The following is a 17,299-nucleotide window of genomic DNA, read 5'->3' as shown; positions in this document are numbered from 1 at the left end:
CGGCGCAGGCACCGGGGGCCGCGCCGCGTGGCGCCGGCGGTGCACCGACGAACCGAGACACCGTCAGCGCAGTCCCGTCACGTCAGCGCACCGAGGTCACGTCAGCGCACCCCATCACGTCAGCGCATCGAGGTCACGTAGTCGGTCGCCCGACGAGCCTCCGCGATGCGCTTCTCGTAGGTGATCCCGAGGCCGAGCAGAATCGCCCCACCGACCGCCAGCACGACCCACCAGTCCAGCCGGCCGATCCCGGCCGCGATCGCGGGCAGCACCTGGATCCCGACGACGACGAGCGTCGTCACCGCGCCACCCACGAACGGCGCCTGCCAGCGGCGTGCGGCGCCGGTCGCGGTCGCCGCGACTGCGAGCGCGACCACGAGCGCCGTCCGCCAGTTCTCGGGTGCGGCGAGCGCGGCGACAAACGCGACGCCGAGGACCAGGGCGAGGCCCGGACCGAGCGCCACCCACGAGCCGACGGCCCGCGTGCGGAGCATGCGGCGTGCACCGACGACGAGGACGAGCGCCCCGAACACCTCGAGCGCCAGGTCGTTCGGGACGAAGCCCTCCTGAAGCACGAGCGGGACGGTGCCGAGCCCCGCGACGAGCAGGCCCGTGCGCGCGTCACGCAGGATCGTCCATGCGGCGCCGACGACTACGAGGACCGTGGCGCGCGCGTAACCGAGCGGCGCGTTCGCGGCAGCCACCGCGACCGGCGCCGCGACGAGGAGCGCGACCACCAGGACGCGGTGCGCGACGAGAGCGGCGACCAGCTGCAGGCCGGGCGCAGCCGACACCGGTGCCTGTCGTGGCGATGGGGACTGTGCTGACGGGGACTGTGCTGACGGGGACTGTGCTGACGGGGACTGTGCTGACGGGGACTGTGCTGACGGGGACTGTGCTGACGGGGACTGTGCTGACGGGGACTGTGCTGACGGGGACTGTGCTGACGGGGACTGTGCTGACGGGGACTGTGCTGCGGGTGCGCGGTCGGGCTCGGCGCCGCTCGCACGGAGCCGGCCGGCCAGTGCGCGCAGCGACGGGTGGGAGAGGACGACCGCGAGGAGCACGCACGCCGGCAGGGTCCACGCCTCGACCTCGTCGAGTCCCGGTGCGGTCGTGGTCGACTCGCCCAGCGACGTGAGCGCGACGACCAGTCCGTGCAGCCACGGCGCGACCAGGACCAGCAGCGTGCCGGTCCCGAGCATGAACGCGCCCGCGCGGCGCCGTCCGGCCGTGCCGCGCCCTGTCGATGCGAGTCCGAGCCCCACGAGCGCGGCTCCCGCCACGCCCCAGACGAGAGCGCGCCAGGGGAGCGGCGACGTGACCGCGGCGAGCGCGACGACGGCCACGGGCCCGACCCACAGCAACGGGTGCCGGTCCCCGGCCACGGTGCGGCCGAGGCACACGAGCAGCACGAGCGTGGCCAGGACGCCGGCGAGCGCGTCGAGCGGGAGGTGCGAGACCGGGCCGTCGCCGACGTCGGAGACGACGCCGAGGCCCGCGCCCGCGACGACGAGTCCGACCACGCTGCCCGTGCGCGGGGACGTCCTCCATGCGAGGACGCCGGCGTGCAGCGCACCGGCCCGGGGGGCGCTCGCGAGCGCGAGCGTCGCTCCCGCGGCCAGCATCGTGAGCCCGTCCACGCTCGCGCGCGCGGCGGGGGCGTCCAGCGCGGCCGCGACCGTGGGCACGAGCACGGCGGCCACCGTCACGATCCAGCCGTAGCGCGTGACGGGTCGGGCGACGACGGGCCGCTCTCGGCCCACGCCGCCGAGCGCGAGCGCGAGAGCGAGCGCTGCGAGCAGCGCCCACACCTCGGGCACGAGCTGCGTGCTCGCGGCGCTCCAGGGCGTCAGGGCCGCGCGCAGGGGTCCGAGGACCGTCAGCAGTGCCGCGACCCACACGATCGCCTCGCGGCGCGTGAGCTCCGGCCCAGTGGAGCGGGGAGCCGTGCGCAGACCCCAGACGAGCAGGACCGCGATCACGACGGCAGTCGCGGCGGCGCGCTCGACACCGGTGCCGCCGACCTCGACGAGCACGCCGTCGAGCACGGCGGTCGGCACGGTCGCGAGCGCCAGCCCCGCAGCCACGAGCGACCCCCCGCGCGGGGAACCCGCTCGGCTGCGGCGCAGCCCGACGAGCAGCAGCACGAGCCCCGGCGGCACGAGGTAGATCTCGAGGAGCTCGGCGCCCGACGCCCGCAGCGCCGTCCACCAGGCAGCGGTCGCGAGCACGAGGGCGATCCATGCCGCCCAGCGACGGTCGGGCGCGACGGCCCGCACACCCGCGGCCACGGCGGCGAGCGCGAGCGTGACGGTGGCCGTCGTCGCGTCGGTCGTCGGGAGCGCGCACAGGCCGATCGCGGCGACCACCGCCGCGGTGCCCTCACCGAGGTCGCGCACCCGCTGCGCCGCCGGCCCGCCGGGTGCGCCCGCGGCGACCAGGAGCGCGACGCACCCGGCGACCGTCACCACGAGCGGGACGTCGGGACGGGCAGGCAGGAGCGCGAGAACGGTCAGTGCGGCCGCGACGAGCACGGGCGCGAGCGTCACGGACGCGACGAGCCGCGCCTCGGGAGTCTCGCGCGTGTCGAGCGTGAACCAGGCCACGGCCACGAGCAGCACGAGCCAGGCGAGCGGGACGACGAGGTCGGTCGCGTCGAGCGCGCCCGACCCCGGTGTCGTGGCTCCGGCCGTCGCGCCCTCCCACGCGGCGCCCCACGTGGCGAGCGCGGCGACGAGGAGGATCACGCCACCGGTACCCATCAGCGCGAGCCTGTCCGAGGAGCCGCCGCGGGTCGACCACGACGCGGCCCCTGCCGGTCCGGCCACTCCGAGCAGGACGATCAGCAGGACGATCGCCGGGGCCGTCGCAGCGACCCCGTGCTCGACACCGCACGCGCCGAGCGCGAGGGCGACCGCCCCGTACAGCAGGGTGCACGCCGTGGCACCGAGCGTCGCGAGCGCGGGAGCGCCGACGACGTGCCGCCGTGCGACGTACGCCTGGAACGCGAGGCCGAGCAGCACGGACGCGATCTGCAGGGCGACGGTGGGCGCCGTCGCGGCGCTCAGGAGCGCGACGAGGGCAGCTACGACCGCCGTGACGACGATCGTGGATCGTGCACGGACCGTGCGCGTCGCGACCTCGGAGGCGACGGCGCCCCCGAGGGTCAGCGCGAGCGTCACGAGCAGGTGCGCCGGAACCGCGGTCGCCACCTGCGCCACGAGGTCGGCGACGGCCACGACCGCGCCGAGACCGGCGAGCGCAAGGAGCCACTCGCGCGCGGTCCGCGCCGCCGCGTCGGCGAGCGTTCCGTCGGACGGCGACCTGCGTCCTGTCGTCCTGTCGTCCTGCCTCCCGTCGGGCACGCCGAGCTCGCGCTGCTCGACGGTGCCACCCGTGCCACCCGTGCCACCCGTGCCACCCGTGCCACCCGTGCCACCCGTGCCACCCGTGCCACCCGTGTCGCGCGCGCCCCGGGCGATCACGGGGTCGTGCGGCTCTGCGGTGAGCCTGGGCTCGGGGAGAACGGTCGTGAGGTCAGGGAGCACGGTCGCCGCGGTCAGCGCGGCCAGGACGACGCTCGCGCACGCGACCAGGAGCGCGCCGGACGACGCGGCCGTGCTGCCTGCCGCGTTGCCGAGCGCGCCGTAGACCGTCGCCGCCACGGTGGGCAGGAGCACGAGGAGCATCGCGGGTCGCGCGCCGACGAGCGACTCGCGCACGCGAACGCTCCCGGTGCGCACCTCGACCGCGGCGAGGGCGGCGACCGCCCCCGTCGAGGCCGCCGACGCGTACGCGAGCAGCGTGACGGGAGAGGCGTTGCCGTCCAGCAGCGAGCCGTCCAGCACCGCCGCGACGAGGCTCACGGCGGCGGTCGAGGCGGTGAGGACCGCCGAGACGCCCGCCGCGGTCGACCAGGGGCGCGCGGTGGTGCGGTCGGAGCCCGGCGACCGGCCGGCCAGGTGCGCACTGGCGGCCACGACGGCGGTCGCGCCGAGCATGAGAGCGGCGCCCGTGAGGTGGGCCGGACGGAGCGAGAGGTTGCCGAGTCCGTCGCCGAGCCCGAGCAGGAGCGCGAAGGCGGCGGCGATCGCGCCGGTCGTGCCGAGCAGGGTGCGGGCGATCTCGTCGTGCCCGGGACCAGCGGTCGCTCCGAGAGCGGGTGTCGAACCGGTCGTCGCACCAGACGACCCGGCAGGCGACGGAGCGGACGACGGAGCGGGCGTCGCGCCGTCCGCCGCAGCGGGCGTCGCAGCGGGTGCGGCAACCGTCGCGGTCCGGGCCTGGCCCTCGGTCTCGCGAGCGCGTCCGGCGGCAGGGACGGCGACGAACCGCAGGAGCGTGAGCGCGGCGGTCACGAGCCAGGTCGCCCCGGCGCTCGCGAGCGTCGAGGTCGTCGGCAGCAGCAGGAGCGGTGCGAGGGCGACGAGCAGCGGCCCGGCGCTCGACCCGGCATGCAGGCGTGCTCGGCGCCCCCAGACGGTGAGCACGAGGCCGCACACGACGGCCGCGGCGACGCTGTACCAGGCGTCGTCGCCCGCGCTCACGAGCCCGGTCGCGCGGACGGCCCACGCGTCGAGCAGGAGGAGCACCGCGCCGAGCGCACCGAGGGCCTCTGCGCCCCCGACGACGCCGCGCGTGCGCAGGTGCCCGGCGCCGAGCAGGACGCCCGCGGTGGCGAGCGCGACCACGGCGGCGCGCACGCCGAGCGGCATCGACCCCCAGCTCAGGGCGAGGAACACGACGCTCGCGACCGCGAGCAGCACGACGCCGACGACCTGCAGCACGCTCTGCACGCGCAGCGGCGGTCGTGCGGGCCTCTGCGGCGCGGGTCGCTGCGGTGCCGGCCGCCGGACGCCCGAGGTCGTGCCCGGCGTCGTCGGCCCGCCCGTCGTCGGCCCGCCCGTCGACCGGTTGCCGGGCGCCGTCGGCACCCCGGGGGCAGGGGTGCCACCGGGTGGCGCGAACGGTGCGGACGCCGCCGACGGTCCGGACGTCGCCGGTGGTGCGGGTGGTGGGGGCGGTGCGCTCGCCCCGGGTGCGGCCGTGGACGCCGCCGGCGTGGCGACGGGCCGGACGGACGCACCGGTGTGGGCCGCACGGGCGAGGCGCTGCTCGTGCAGGATCTCGAGCGTGACCGCGCGTCGCAGGTCGATCGTCTCGACGGCTCGCCGGCTCAGCGACCACAGCCGTGCCCCGGCGTCGCCCGCGAGGTCGATCCCGCAGGCGTCGCAGACGCGTGAGGTCAGCAGGGCCGCGCAGGCGGGGCACCGCGACCGGTCGAGCAGCAGCGACCGGAGCGCGTGCGTCGGGTCGGGCGGCGGGGGTCCCGTCGGCCCCGAGGGCCCCGATGGCGCGGCCGAGGCCGGCCGCTGGGTCTCCGAGCGCTGGGGTTCCGGTGTGGTGGGCACGCTGCATCCTGGCATCGGTGACGCCTCTCACGTCGTGGGCGTCCACAGGGGTGGTCGGTTCGGGCGGATAGAGTTGGTCGGTCCCGCCCTCTCCCGAAGGAGCTCGTCCGTGCGCCGTGCCGTCGCCCTCGTGTGCGCGCTCGTCACGGTGCTCGTGCTCGGCGCGTGCGGCGAGGGGCTGTCTCCCGAGTTCAAGGACCCGGTCGCCGCGGCCCCCGCGACAGACTCGCCCGTCACGGTCACGGGCGCGGCCGACGTGCCGCCCGTGCTCGAGTACGAGGCGCCGCTCACGGTGACCCACGACCGGAGCCAGGTCGTGTGGCCCGGCGTGGGCGAGGTGCTGACGGACGGCGACCCGGTGCTGTTGAACATGTACGCCGAGGACGGCCGCAACCGCAAGATCGTGCAGGACACCTGGGTCGCGAGCCCGCGTCTGCTGCGCCTGGACCCGGCGGACGTCGGCGACCAGCTCTACGAGGCGCTGCTCGGGCAGCGGGTGGGCGCGCGCCTGCTCGTGGTGAGCACCGAGGAGGACACGTTGACCGAGGCCAGCGGGACGATGCCGCTGGTCCTCACGGTCGACGTGCTCCCGACGCGCGCGTCAGGAACGCCCGTGACGCTCGCCGAGGGCGAGCCGCAGGTGCGCACGGGCAAGGACGGGATCCCCACGGTGACGGTGCCCGAGGGCGACCCGCCGTCCGAGCTCGAGGTCCGCACCGTCGTCCGCGGCTCGGGGGCGCAGGTCGAGCCGGGGGACCTCGTGACGGTGCGCTACGTCGGGGTGAAGTGGTCCGACGGCGAGGAGTTCGACAGCAACTGGGAGTCCGGCAGCGTCCTGACGGCGCTGTTCGGGCTCGGCACGGTGGTCGACGGCTGGGAGCAGGGGCTGCTCGAGCACACCGCGGGAAGCCGTGTGCTGCTCGTGGTCCCGCCCGCGCTCGCCTACGGAGGGACCGACTCGCCGCTCGCCGACGAGACGCTCGTGTACGTCGTCGACATCCTGGACACGCGGTCGGCCGTGGCCGCGGACAACTCCTCGGGCGAGGGCACCTCGGCCGAGACGGAGGAAGGCTGAGCATGCCCGTATCGATCCGTGTGATCCCGTGCCTCGACGTCGACGCCGGTCGGGTGGTCAAGGGCGTCAACTTCGAGAACCTCCGCGACGCGGGCGACCCCGTCGAGCTCGCGTCGCGCTACGACGCCGAGGGTGCCGACGAGCTCACGTTCCTCGACGTCTCGGCGTCGTCGGGCAACCGTGAGACGACCTACGACGTGGTCCGGCGCACCGCCGAGCAGGTGTTCGTGCCCCTGACCGTCGGCGGCGGGGTGCGCAGCACCGACGACGTCGACCGGCTGCTGCGCGCGGGCGCCGACAAGGTCGGCGTCAACACGGCGGCGATCGCGCGTCCCGAGCTCGTCGCGGAGATCGCGGACCGGTTCGGCAGCCAGGTGCTCGTGCTGTCGGTCGACGCGCGCCGCGTCACGGGCGACACCCGCACGGAGTCCGGTTTCGAGGTCACCACGCACGGCGGACGGCGCGGCACGGGCATCGACGCGGTCGAGTGGGCTTCGCGGGCGGCGGCGCTGGGGGCGGGCGAGATCCTGCTCAACTCGATGGACGCCGACGGCACGACCTCCGGGTTCGACCTCGAGATGCTCGCGCGCGTGCGCGCCGAGGTCTCGGTCCCGCTCATCGCGAGCGGTGGCGCGGGCTCGCCCGCGCACTTCGTCGCGGCCGCCCGGGCGGGCGCCGACGCGGTGCTCGCCGCGAGCGTGTTTCACTTCGGCGCGATGACGATCGCGGAGGTCAAGGACGTCATGCGCGCCGAGGGCGTCGACGTGCGCTGAGCCTCAGCTCCCGGGGTAGGCGGCGCGGAACGCCGCGACGTCCGCGGGGTCGCCCGAGACCTGCACGTGGGCGCGCTCGCGACGCCCGAACGCGTGCAGCACGAGCTCGCCCGTGGCCCCGGTCACCTGGACCGTGCCCGCTTCACGTCGCGGGGGGCGGACGACGCGTGCGCCGTCCCCGGGGTCGACGAGCTCGACCCCGACCGGGCTGCGCCGGTAGGCGCGGCGGGCGAAGACCCGCAGCGGTCCGCGCAGGGCCCGCTCGACGTCGTCGGGCAGGTCGAGCGGGGCGACGTCCCCGGCACCGCGGCGCACGTCCTCGGTGTGGACGAAGAACTCGGCGACGTCCATGAGGTCGCCCGCCCACGCGTGCGGGCTGCGCCGGGACGGGGGCTGCGCCACCCGCGAGACGAGCGCGTCGTACGCGGGGCGGTCCCGCGCGTCGTCCGCCATCGACGCGAGCCGGCCGCCGACCAGGCGCCACGGTGCGTGCTCGCGCAGCACGAGGTGCGCGGCCAGGTGCCGGGCCTGCCACCCCTCGCACAACGTGGGCGCCTCGGGCGAGGCCTCCCGGAGGGTGTCGGCGAGACGGGCGCGGAGCATCGGGTGCCAGGGCATGCGCACATCCTGGCACGCCCCCGCTCGCTAGCATGCGGGCATGACCGCGTACCGGGAACGGACCGTCCGCGACGCCGACGGCGTCGACCTGCACACCTACACCTGGGACGCGGCCTCCCCGCGCGCCGTCGTGCACGTGGTGCACGGCGTGGGGGAGCACGCGCTGCGGTACGCGGAGCTCGCGCAGGTGCTGCGTGACGCGGGGTTCACGGTCGTCGCGGACGACCATCGGGGGCACGGCGCGACGGGGCTCGGGCACCGGGGCCTCGCGGAGCTCGGCGAGGGCCGCAACCACGCCGCGATCGCGGGGGTCGACGCGGTCGGGCGGGCGATCCGTGCCGAGCAGCCCGACGTGCCGCTCGTGCTGCTCGGGCACAGCTGGGGGTCGTTCATCGCCCAGCGGATCGTCGCGCGGTCGAGCGAGCGGTACGCGGGGCTCGTGCTCAGCGGGTCGTCGCTCGCGCTGCCGGGCCTGACCCGGTCGTCGGGCTTCAACCGGCGCTGGGCCGGGCCGGGCGCCACGGGGCTCGAGTGGCTGAGCCGTGACCCCGCGGTCTGGGAGAGGTTCGCGGCGGACCCGCTCACGTTCGACGTCGCGGTGACGCCGGCGTTCAGCTACCTCGAGTCCCTGCCGCTGTCGGGCCTGACCCCGCGGCGGCTCGCGCACGACCTGCCCGTGCTGGTCCAGGGCGGCGAGCTCGACCCGGTCGGCGGCGCGCGGGGCCTGCGGGCGCTCGCGTGGGCGTACCGGCGGTGGACCCGGCTGAGCGACGTGACGTGCCACGTGTACCCGGGGGCGCGCCACGAGGTCTACAACGAGACGAACGCGGACGAGGTGGTCGGTGACCTCGTGACGTGGCTCACCGCGCGCTTCTGACCTCGGCGGCAGGGGCTGTCGGTGCCGGGTGAGACGATGGGCTCACCGCCCCACGGATCGAGGTCACACCCATGTCCGACGCCTCCGCGAGCGCTCACGACGCGCCCCGCCGGACGACGTTCCGCACCCGCGACGGCTACGGGCTGAGCGGCTCGCGCACCCGCCGGGCGCTGCAGATCATGGGCCGGGGCATCCGGTCCGAGCCGCGCCTGTACACGCTCGCCATCGCGGCCTCGGCGCTGTTCGGCGCGCTCACGGTCGGCGTGAGCCGGGCCGTGGGCACGGTCACGGACGAGGTCGTCGTGCCCGCGATCGCCGGGGACGCCGCCGCACAGGGCCGGATCTGGCTCGCGGGCCTGGTCCTGGCCGGTGTCGCGCTGTCGCTCGCGGTGAGCGTCGCGGGCCGCCGGATCTTCGCGGGCATGGGCTTCGCCGCGCTCCAGGCAGGTCACCGCACGTCCGTGACCCGCCAGTACCTGCGCCTGCCGATGTCGTGGCACCGCGCGCACCCCACGGGCCAGCTCCTCGCGAACGCGAGCGCCGACGTCGAGGCTGCGACCGGCGTGTTCAACCCGCTGCCGTTCGCGCTCGGGGTCGTGGTCATGGTCGTCGTCGCCGCCGTGATGCTGCTCGCGACCGACGTGTGGCTCGCGCTCGCCGCGCTCGTCGTGATCCCGCTCGCGATCGCCGCGAACCTCGTGTTCCAGCGGTACATGTCGCCGGCCGCGACGCGCGCCCAGCAGCTGCGCGCCGACGTCGCCGACGTGGCGCACGAGAGCTTCGAGGGCGCGATGCTCGTCAAGTCCCTCGGCTCCGAGGACGCCGAGGAGCGCCGGTTCGCCGCCCGCGCGAACGAGCTGCGGGACGCGAACGTGCACGTGGGCACGGTGCGGGCCGTGTTCGACCCCGTGATCGAGCTGCTGCCCTCGCTCGGCACGCTGCTCGTGCTCGGCGTCGGTGCGGCACGCGTCGCCGCGGGTGCGATCGACACCGGCGACGTCGTGACCGCGGCCTACCTGCTGACCGTCATGGCGGTGCCCGTGCGCGCGTTCGGCTGGGTGCTCGGCGAGCTCCCGCGCGCCCTCGTGGGGTACGAGCGCATCACCGCGGTGCTCGACGCGCCGGTCGCGCTCGTGCCCGGCACGGGCTCGCTGCCGCCGGCCCGCGGGGGTGCGGCGCTGCGGCTCGCCGGAGTCGGCGTCGACGTGCCCTCGCACGGCGGCACCGCGACCCTGCTCGACGGCGTGGACCTCGACGTCGCGCCCGGGTCGACGGTGGCCGTGGTCGGCCCGACCGGCGCCGGCAAGACGACGCTCGTGTCGCTGCTCGCCCGGCTCTCGGACCCGACGCGCGGGTCGGTGCACCTCGACGGCGTCGACCTGCGCTCGCTCGCGCCCGAGGAGATCACCCGGACCGTCGCGTTCGTCGCGCAGAGCACGTTCGTGTTCGAGGACTCGATCCGCGCGAACGTCACGCTCGAGGACGTCGCGCGCGACGACCACGGCGACGTGCCCGACGCCGCGGTGTGGGCCGCGCTCGAGGCCGCGAAGGTCGCGGACGTCGTCCGCGCCCTGCCCGAGGGGCTCGACGCCCCGCTGGGGGAGCGCGGGGCGAACCTGTCGGGCGGTCAGCGGCAGCGCCTCGCGATCGCCCGCGCGCTCGTGCGCGGCCCGCGCGTGCTGGTGCTCGACGACGCGACGTCCGCGGTCGACCCGCGCGTCGAGCAGGAGGTCCTCACGGGCCTGGGCCGGTCGGACGGCGCGGACGTCGCGGACGCCCGCCCGACCGTCGTCATGGTCGCGTACCGCATGTCGAGCGTCGCGCTCGCCGACGTCGTCGTGCACGTCGACGCCGGGCGCGTGGTCGACGTCGGGACGCACACCGAGCTCCTCGCGCGCGACCCCGGGTACCGGGCGCTCGCGACCGCGTACGAGCGCGAGGCCGAACGGCGGGCCGACGACGCCGAGGCGCTGCAGGCGCAGGCGCTCGCAGGCGCCGCCGCGCCGGACGGCACGAGCACCAGCACCACCGAGAGCGAGGACGCCCGATGAGCGCGCACCACCGCATCGCCGTCGCGAGCGACCTCGGGGTGCTCGCGACCCTGCGCCGGGGCCTCGCCCTGTCGCCCGAGATGATCACGGGCATCTGGGTCACGCTGCTGCTCGCAGTCCTCGCGGCCGCGGGGCGCGTCGTGGTCCCCGTGACCGTCCAGCAGGCCGTCGACACGGGCATCTTGGCGGACGGCGGACCCGACGCGGCACGCGTCACGACGCTCGTGCTGGTCGCCGCGGTCATGATCGTGCTCGCCGGCACCTGCACCGCGCTCGTCAACGTCCGGCTGTTCCGCTCGACCGAGACCGGCCTCGCGAACCTGCGCACGCGCGCGTTCCGGCACGTGCACGACCTGTCGATGCTCACGCAGGGCACCGAGCGGCGCGGGGCCCTGGTCTCGCGCGTCACGAGCGACGTCGACACGATCTCGTTCTTCGTGCAGTGGGGCGGGATCATGCTCCTGGTCTCGGTGCTGCAGGTCGGCGTCGCGACGGTGCTCATGGCCGTGTACTCGTGGCAGCTCGCGATCGTCGTGTGGCTCGTGTTCGTGCCGCTGTTCTTCGTGCTGCGGCCCGCCCAGAAGCGCGTCAACCGTGCCTACGGCGCGCAGCGCGAGCGCGTCGGGGCGATGCTCGGCGCGATCTCGGAGTCGGTCGTGGGCGCCGAGACGATCCGCGCGTACGGCGCGCAGCGTCGCACCGCCCGCCGGGTCGACGTCGCGGTCGAGCGCACGCGCCGCGCCATGGTGCGCGCGCAGGCGCTCGTGTCGGTCGTGTTCTCCTCGGGGGTCCTCGTGGCGAACCTCGTGCTCGCGGTCGTCGTGGTCGTCGGCACGTATCTCGGGATCGCGGGCGAGATCACGGTCGGCCAGCTGCTGGCGTTCCTGTTCCTCGTGCAGTTGTTCACCGGTCCCGTGCAGATGGCCACCGAGATCCTCAACGAGCTGCAGAACGCGGTCGCGGGGTGGCGCCGCGTCATCGCGATCATCGACACGCCCGTGTCGGTCGTCGACGCGGGCGAGCGCGGCGTGCCGAGCCCCCGCGGCCCGGCGCACGTCGAGCTCGACGGCGTGCGCTTCGCGTACCCGGACGGCCCCGAGGTGCTGCACGGCGTCGACCTCGACCTGCCCGCGCGCGCCTCGGTCGCGGTCGTGGGGCGCACGGGCTCGGGCAAGACGACCATCGCGAAGCTCGTGACGCGGCTCATGGACCCGACCGCCGGGCGCGTGCTGCTCGACGGCACCGACGTGCGCGACGTCTCGCTCGCCCGGCTGCGCGAGCGCGTCGTGCTCGTGCCCCAGGAAGGGTTCCTGTTCGACGGCACGCTGCTCGACAACATGGTCTACGGCCTGCCTCCCGGGTTCGACGGGGACGCGCGCGCGGCCGCGGTCGACGCGGTCGACGTGCTCGGGCTGACCGACTGGGTCGCGGGGCTCGCGCGCGGCCTCGACAGCTCCGTGGGCCAGCGCGGCGAGGGTCTCTCGGCGGGCGAGCGCCAGCTCGTCGCGCTCGTGCGCGCCTACCTCGCGGGCGGTGACCTGCTCGTGCTCGACGAGGCGACCTCGGCCGTCGACCCCGCGACCGAGGTGCGCATCGCCCGCGCGCTCGACTCGCTGACCGCCGGTCGTACGACCATCACGATCGCGCACAGGATGTCGACGGCCGAGGCCGCGGACGTCGTCGTGGTCGTCGACGAGGGGCACGTCGTGGAGACCGGCCCGCACGACGAGCTCGTCGCCGCGGGCGGCGTCTACGCGCAGATGCACGACTCCTGGGTCGCGCAGACGCGGTAGGGGGCCGGGCATCCGCCGGGACCGGGCACCGGCGTCGGACCCCGAGCCCGGTGGACGCGTGCACGGGCCCGGCGCGGTCCGTGGCAGGATTCTCCGGTGGCCGAAAACACTGCACTCGACGCCGACGTCGCGGCGCGCCTCAAGCGCGACGCGGACGGTCTGGTCGCCGCGATCGTCCAGCAGCACGACACCGGAGAGGTGCTCATGCTCGGGTGGATGGACGACGAGGCGCTGCACCGCACCCTGACGACCGGACGCGTGACCTTCTGGTCGCGCTCGCGGCAGGAGTACTGGCGCAAGGGCGACACGTCGGGCCACGCGCAGTTCGTGAAGTCGGTCGCGCTCGACTGCGACGGCGACGCGCTGCTCGTGCGCGCCGACCAGGTCGGCGCAGCGTGCCACACGGGCACCCGCACGTGCTTCGAGGCCGGGGGAGACCTCGACGCCGCGGTGGGCGAGCGTCCCGCGGGCGGTGCCGCATGAGTGCCGCGACCGACGCCCGCGTCGACACGCTGCCCTGGGGCCGCACCTGGCCGACCGCTGAGGGCTTCGCGGCGCTCGCGGCCGACCGTCGCGTCGTGCCCGTGGTGCGTCGACTCCTGGCGGACGACGTCACGCCCGTGAGCCTCTACCGGACCCTCGCGCAGGGCCGGCCCGGGACGTTCCTCATGGAGTCGGCCGAGGTCGACGGGGGATGGGCCCGCTACTCGTTCGTGGGCGTGAACTCGCGCGCCACGCTCACGGTCGCCGACGGCTCGGCACGCTGGACGGGCGACGTCCCGGCCGGCGTCCCGACGTCGGGCGACGTGCTCGAGGTGCTCGAGCGCACGCTCGAGCTGCTGCACACCCCCGCGATCGAGGGCCTGCCACCGTTCACGGGCGGGCTCGCGGGCGCGCTCGGCTGGGACGTCGTGCGGCACTGGGAGCCGACGCTGCGCGGCGACGCGCCCGACGAGCTCGGGGTGCCCGAGGTCACGCTGTGCCTCGCGACCGACCTCGCGGTCGTCGACCACCGTGACGGCACGGTCTGGCTCGTGGCGAACGCGATCAACTTCGACGACACGGACGAGCGCGTCGACGAGGCGTGGGCCGACGCCGTGGCCCGCCTCGACGCGATGCAGGCCGCGCTCGTCGCGCCCGGCTCGCGCGGCGCCCTCACGGCGCAGGTCGACCCCGACGCGGTCGAGCCCGAGCTCGAGTTCCGCTCGACCCGCGAGGAGTTCGAGGCGAGCGTGCTCGCGGGCAAGGAGGCGATCCGCGACGGCGAGGTGTTCCAGGTCGTGCTCTCGCAGCGCCTCGACCTCGACTGCCCCGCCGCGCCGCTCGAGGTCTACCGTGCGCTGCGCACGATCAACCCGAGCCCGTACATGTACTACTTCCAGCTCCAGGACGCCGCGGGCCACGACTTCGCGGTCGTGGGGTCGAGCCCCGAGACGCTCGTCAAGGTGACGGACTCGCGCGTCGTGACGTTCCCCATCGCGGGCTCGCGCCCGCGTGGGGCGACGCCCGCGGAGGACGTCGCGCTGGGCGAGGAGCTGCTCGCCGACGCCAAGGAGCGGGCCGAGCACCTCATGCTCGTGGACCTCTCGCGCAACGACCTGGTCAAGGTCTGCGAGCCGACGTCGGTCGAGGTCGTCGAGTTCATGGCGACCAAGCGGTTCAGCCACATCATGCACCTGTGCTCGACGGTCGTCGGGCGCCTGCGCCCGGGCGCGACCGCGCTCGGCGCGTTCCGGGCGACGTTCCCCGCGGGCACGCTGTCGGGCGCGCCCAAGCCGCGCGCGATCGCCCTGATCGACGAGCTCGAGCCCGCCTCGCGCGGCATCTACGGCGGCACGGTCGGCTACTTCGACTTCGCGGGCGACATGGACATGGCGATCGCGATCCGCACCGCGCTGATCCGCGACGGCCGCGCGAGCGTCCAGGCGGGCGGCGGGATCGTCGCCGACTCGGTGCCCGCGCTCGAGTACGCCGAGTCGCGCAACAAGGCCGCCGCCGCGGTGCGCGCGGTCCAGCTCGCGGCCCGGTTGCGGGTGCTGCGGTGAGCGACGACCCGTGGCACGGCGAGCCCGCCGGGACCCCGGACGTCACGCCCGCCGACGCTCCCGGGGCCCCGCGGGTGCGGCGTCCGACGCGCCGCGACGCGCTGCTGTCCCTGCTGCTGCTCGGCGGGATCGCGCTGCTGCTCGCGGTGCCGACGTGGCTCACGTCGTCCGGGGCGACGGCGATCGACCCCGAGGTCGACGTCGTCGTGACCGGGACGGCCGCCGCGCCCGGCGTCGGTGCCGGCGCGCTGGTCCTCGTCGCGAGCGCCCTCGCGCTCGGGCTCGTCGGCCGGGTCGCCCGGTGGGTCGTGCTCGCGGTCGCCGCCGTCAGCGGCGTCGTGATCGGGGTCTCCGCGGCCGTCGTGGCGCTCGACCCGGTGCCCACGGCGACGTCTGCTGCCGCCGACGCGACGGGCGTGACCGACCTCACGGGGCCCGTCGACGTCGCGCCGTGGCCGTGGGGCGTCGTCGTGGTCGCGGTGCTGGTGCTGCTCGTCGTGGTGGCCGCGGCGCGCACGTCGGGCTCGTGGTCGCGCGGATCCGCGCGGCACGAACGGGGGGCGCAGACGGTCGCCGCACCCGCCGACGACCCGGCGGCGCTGTGGGACGCGCTCACGCACGAGGGAGACGACGACCCCGCGCCCGACGGACCCGAGGGCCCGGCCCGGTCCTGAGCGCCACGGGCGGGCACCCCGTTCGGTAGTCTTGGCGCAGTCATCTTCACGAAAGGCTCACACCATGGTTGGCACCACCCAGGAGACCGAGGTCTCGTACCTCCCGCCGCGCACGCCCCCCACGAACCACGGGCACACCGTCGCCGCGTGGGTCGCCATGATCGGCATCATCGTCGGCGCGCTCGTCGGCGCCGTCGCGTTCCTCGTCGCGGAGCCCTGGGTCTTCTGGGTCGGGATGGGCATCGTCGTCGTCGCGCTCGTCGTGGGCGGCGTCATGCGGCGCCTGGGCTACGGCCAGGCGGACGGCCACCGCAAGGACTGACGTGCGCGGGACGCGGACGCTCACCGAGAACGTCCGCGACCCCCTGCTCCTGGCGGGCGTCGTCGCCGCCGCGACCGTCGTCGTCGCGGTGGACGACCCGGGCGCGCGCCACTGGGTGACCTGCCCGTTCCTGTCTCTCACGGGGTGGAGCTGCCCCCTGTGCGGGTCTCTGCGCGCGACGCACGACCTCGCGCACCTCGACCTCGCCGCCGCCTGGGCGAGCAACCCGCTGTGGGTCGTGGCCGTCCCGGTCCTCGCCCTCGCGTGGCTCGGCTGGTTCCGGTCCAGGCTCCGCGCCGGGCGGACGGCGCCCCGCGGCGTCCGCCCACCGGGCTCGGGACCTGCAGGTGCGGGAGCGACCGGTGCACGTCCCCGCGGTGCGGGCGCCGTCCCGATGGTCGGCCCACGCGCCGACGACGCGACCCGGCGGCGGTCCACCGGGCGTTCGCACCTCGCGTCCGTGGCCGTCGTCGGGATCGTGCTCGCGTTCTGGGTGCTGCGCAACGTGCCCGCGCTGACGCCGTGGCTCGGCCCCTGACGCGAGCGGGCGACCGCCCCTGGGACGCGGGTGGCCCATCTCGCGAGATGGGCCGTGGTCCGGCGTCCCGCCGACCGCGCCTACGATGTGACCAGGACGGCAGCGCCCGCGCGCGACCGTCAGCGGCGCGCGCCGCCCGGGGGACAGGCACGAGCACGGGAGAGAAGCATCATGACGGTTCTTGACGAGATCATCGCCGGCGTGCGCGAGGACCTCGCGTCACGGCAGGCGACGACGTCCCTCGACGCGCTCAAGGAGCGCGCCGCCAAGGTCCCCGGGGCGCTCGAGGCGGTCAGCCGGCTCAAGCTCGACGACGCGATCGCCGTGATCGCGGAGGTCAAGCGGTCGAGCCCGTCGCGCGGAGCGCTCGCCGCGATCGCCGACCCGGCCGCGCTCGCCTCGGAGTACGAGAAGGGCGGCGCCGGCGCGATCTCGGTCCTGACCGAGCAGCGCCGGTTCAACGGCAGCCTCGCGGACCTCGACGCGGTGCGTGCGCGCGTGGACGTGCCCGTCCTGCGCAAGGACTTCGTGGTCACGCCCTACCAGGTCTGGGAGGCGCGGGCGCACGGCGCGGACATCGTCCTGCTGATCGTCGCCGCCCTCGAGCAGACCGTGCTGACGTCGCTCGTCGAGCGCGTCCACTCGCTCGGCATGACCGCGCTCGTCGAGGTGCACACCGTCGACGAGGTCAGCCGGGCCATCGACGCCGGGGCCCGCGTGATCGGCGTCAACGCCCGCGACCTCAAGACGCTCGACGTCGACCGCACGACGTTCGCCCGCTTGGCGCCCGCGATCCCCGACGAGATCGTCCGGATCGCGGAGTCGGGCGTGCGTGGCCCGCACGACGTCGTCGACTTTGCCCGCTCGGGCGCCGACGCGGTGCTCGTGGGCGAGGCGCTCGTGACGGACGACGCCCCGCGGGCCTCGGTCGCCGACCTCGTCGCGGCCGGTGCCCACCCGTCGTTGCGGGCGCTGCGGCACTGAGCCGAGACGTTCCGCCCTCAGACGTTCCGACCTCAGACGTTCCGACCCGAGACGACTGTCCCGAGACGATCGACCCGAGACGATTGACCCGACACGCACCGGCCCGCCGGGCGTGGACCGCCCGAGACCCCAGGA

Annotated in this window: 13 protein-coding genes and 2 pseudogenes; 12 read left to right on the top strand and 3 right to left on the bottom strand. The window is 75.7% G+C overall.

Annotated elements, in window-relative coordinates:
• Positions 1–119 precede the first annotated feature (119 nt).
• Positions 120–653: pseudogene (locus CLV28_RS16330) on the bottom strand (SCO7613 C-terminal domain-containing membrane protein); the annotation flags it as partial.
• On the opposite strand from CLV28_RS16330, the gene CLV28_RS16325 reads away from it, so the two are divergent.
• Positions 638–1,141: a pentapeptide repeat-containing protein gene (locus CLV28_RS16325; protein WP_100423132.1), complete on the top strand. Its 504-nt coding sequence runs from the start codon at positions 638–640 to the stop codon at positions 1,139–1,141. The pseudogene CLV28_RS16330 and the gene CLV28_RS16325 overlap by 16 nt on opposite strands.
• Before the next feature lie 820 nt (positions 1,142–1,961).
• Here the strand turns inward: CLV28_RS16325 and CLV28_RS16320 are convergent.
• Positions 1,962–2,765: pseudogene (locus tag CLV28_RS16320) on the bottom strand (hypothetical protein); the annotation flags it as partial.
• Between the two features lie 2,758 nt (positions 2,766–5,523).
• Here CLV28_RS16320 and CLV28_RS09205 point away from each other — a divergent pair.
• Together CLV28_RS09205 and hisF are read left to right on the top strand one after the other, a co-directional pair.
• Positions 5,524–6,489 carry an FKBP-type peptidyl-prolyl cis-trans isomerase gene (locus CLV28_RS09205; protein ID WP_100422965.1) on the top strand — a complete coding sequence of 322 codons (966 nt, stop codon included), beginning with the start codon at positions 5,524–5,526 and terminating at the stop codon, positions 6,487–6,489.
• 2 nt (positions 6,490–6,491) lie between these two features.
• Positions 6,492–7,262, top strand: a complete 771-nt coding sequence (gene hisF / locus CLV28_RS09200) for an imidazole glycerol phosphate synthase subunit HisF (RefSeq protein WP_100422964.1) — start codon at positions 6,492–6,494, stop codon at positions 7,260–7,262.
• Positions 7,263–7,265: 3 nt separating this feature from the next.
• Here hisF and CLV28_RS09195 read toward each other — a convergent pair whose 3' ends face one another.
• Entirely contained in the window at positions 7,266–7,880 is a 615-nt protein-coding gene (locus CLV28_RS09195; RefSeq protein ID WP_100422963.1) for a TIGR03085 family metal-binding protein, read from the bottom strand.
• A 40-nt stretch (positions 7,881–7,920) separates the two neighbouring features.
• Here CLV28_RS09195 and CLV28_RS09190 point away from each other — a divergent pair, with 40 nt between their 5' ends.
• From CLV28_RS09190 to trpC, 9 genes are all read left to right on the top strand, one after another.
• Complete coding sequence (locus CLV28_RS09190) at positions 7,921–8,757, top strand: alpha/beta fold hydrolase (protein ID WP_100422962.1); 837 nt, start codon at positions 7,921–7,923, stop codon at positions 8,755–8,757.
• 179 nt (positions 8,758–8,936) lie between these two features.
• Positions 8,937–10,808 carry an ABC transporter ATP-binding protein gene (locus CLV28_RS09185; RefSeq protein WP_100423131.1) on the top strand — a complete coding sequence of 624 codons (1,872 nt, stop codon included), beginning with the start codon at positions 8,937–8,939 and terminating at the stop codon, positions 10,806–10,808.
• Positions 10,805–12,601 (top strand): ABC transporter ATP-binding protein, encoded by a 1,797-nt coding sequence (locus CLV28_RS09180; RefSeq protein WP_100422961.1) that lies wholly within the window; start codon positions 10,805–10,807, stop codon positions 12,599–12,601. The genes CLV28_RS09185 and CLV28_RS09180 overlap by 4 nt, the downstream gene beginning before the upstream one ends.
• A 96-nt stretch (positions 12,602–12,697) precedes the next feature.
• Complete coding sequence (hisI, locus tag CLV28_RS09175; protein ID WP_100422960.1) at positions 12,698–13,084, top strand: phosphoribosyl-AMP cyclohydrolase; 387 nt, start codon at positions 12,698–12,700, stop codon at positions 13,082–13,084.
• Positions 13,081–14,646 (top strand): anthranilate synthase component I, encoded by a 1,566-nt coding sequence (locus CLV28_RS09170; protein ID WP_100422959.1) that lies wholly within the window; start codon positions 13,081–13,083, stop codon positions 14,644–14,646. The genes hisI and CLV28_RS09170 overlap by 4 nt, the downstream gene beginning before the upstream one ends.
• Positions 14,643–15,320 (top strand): Trp biosynthesis-associated membrane protein, encoded by a 678-nt coding sequence (locus CLV28_RS09165; RefSeq protein ID WP_100422958.1) that lies wholly within the window; start codon positions 14,643–14,645, stop codon positions 15,318–15,320. The genes CLV28_RS09170 and CLV28_RS09165 overlap by 4 nt, the downstream gene beginning before the upstream one ends.
• A gap of 64 nt (positions 15,321–15,384) precedes the next feature.
• Positions 15,385–15,642: an HGxxPAAW family protein gene (locus CLV28_RS09160; protein ID WP_100422957.1), complete on the top strand. Its 258-nt coding sequence runs from the start codon at positions 15,385–15,387 to the stop codon at positions 15,640–15,642.
• 1 nt (position 15,643) lies between these two features.
• On the top strand, positions 15,644–16,180 hold the full coding sequence (locus CLV28_RS09155; RefSeq protein WP_100422956.1) for a DUF2752 domain-containing protein: 537 nt from the start codon (positions 15,644–15,646) through the stop codon (positions 16,178–16,180).
• A gap of 171 nt (positions 16,181–16,351) precedes the next feature.
• On the top strand, positions 16,352–17,164 hold the full coding sequence (gene trpC, locus CLV28_RS09150; protein WP_100422955.1) for an indole-3-glycerol phosphate synthase TrpC: 813 nt from the start codon (positions 16,352–16,354) through the stop codon (positions 17,162–17,164).
• Positions 17,165–17,299 lie beyond the last annotated feature (135 nt).

Origin of the sequence: Sediminihabitans luteus (assembly GCF_002797595.1) — a bacterium.
Classification (GTDB): domain Bacteria; phylum Actinomycetota; class Actinomycetes; order Actinomycetales; family Cellulomonadaceae; genus Paraoerskovia; species Paraoerskovia lutea.
The sequence above is the reverse complement of the archived record's forward strand: the minus strand, read 5'-3'. Positions and strand labels throughout refer to the sequence as shown.

Bases quoted from the DNA above. Each gene is read 5' to 3' on its own strand.
- CLV28_RS16325 (WP_100423132.1), top strand. From the start codon at position 638: ATGCGGCGCCGACGACTACGAGGACCGTGGCGCGCGCGTAACCGAGCG.
- hisF (WP_100422964.1), top strand. From the start codon at position 6,492: ATGCCCGTATCGATCCGTGTGATCCCGTGCCTCGACGTCGACGCCGGT.
- CLV28_RS09195 (WP_100422963.1), bottom strand. From the start codon at position 7,880: ATGCCCTGGCACCCGATGCTCCGCGCCCGTCTCGCCGACACCCTCCGG.
- CLV28_RS09190 (WP_100422962.1), top strand. From the start codon at position 7,921: ATGACCGCGTACCGGGAACGGACCGTCCGCGACGCCGACGGCGTCGAC.
- CLV28_RS09185 (WP_100423131.1), top strand. From the start codon at position 8,937: ATGGGCCGGGGCATCCGGTCCGAGCCGCGCCTGTACACGCTCGCCATC.
- CLV28_RS09180 (WP_100422961.1), top strand. From the start codon at position 10,805: ATGAGCGCGCACCACCGCATCGCCGTCGCGAGCGACCTCGGGGTGCTC.
- CLV28_RS09170 (WP_100422959.1), top strand. From the start codon at position 13,081: ATGAGTGCCGCGACCGACGCCCGCGTCGACACGCTGCCCTGGGGCCGC.
- CLV28_RS09160 (WP_100422957.1), top strand. From the start codon at position 15,385: ATGGTTGGCACCACCCAGGAGACCGAGGTCTCGTACCTCCCGCCGCGC.
- trpC (WP_100422955.1), top strand. From the start codon at position 16,352: ATGACGGTTCTTGACGAGATCATCGCCGGCGTGCGCGAGGACCTCGCG.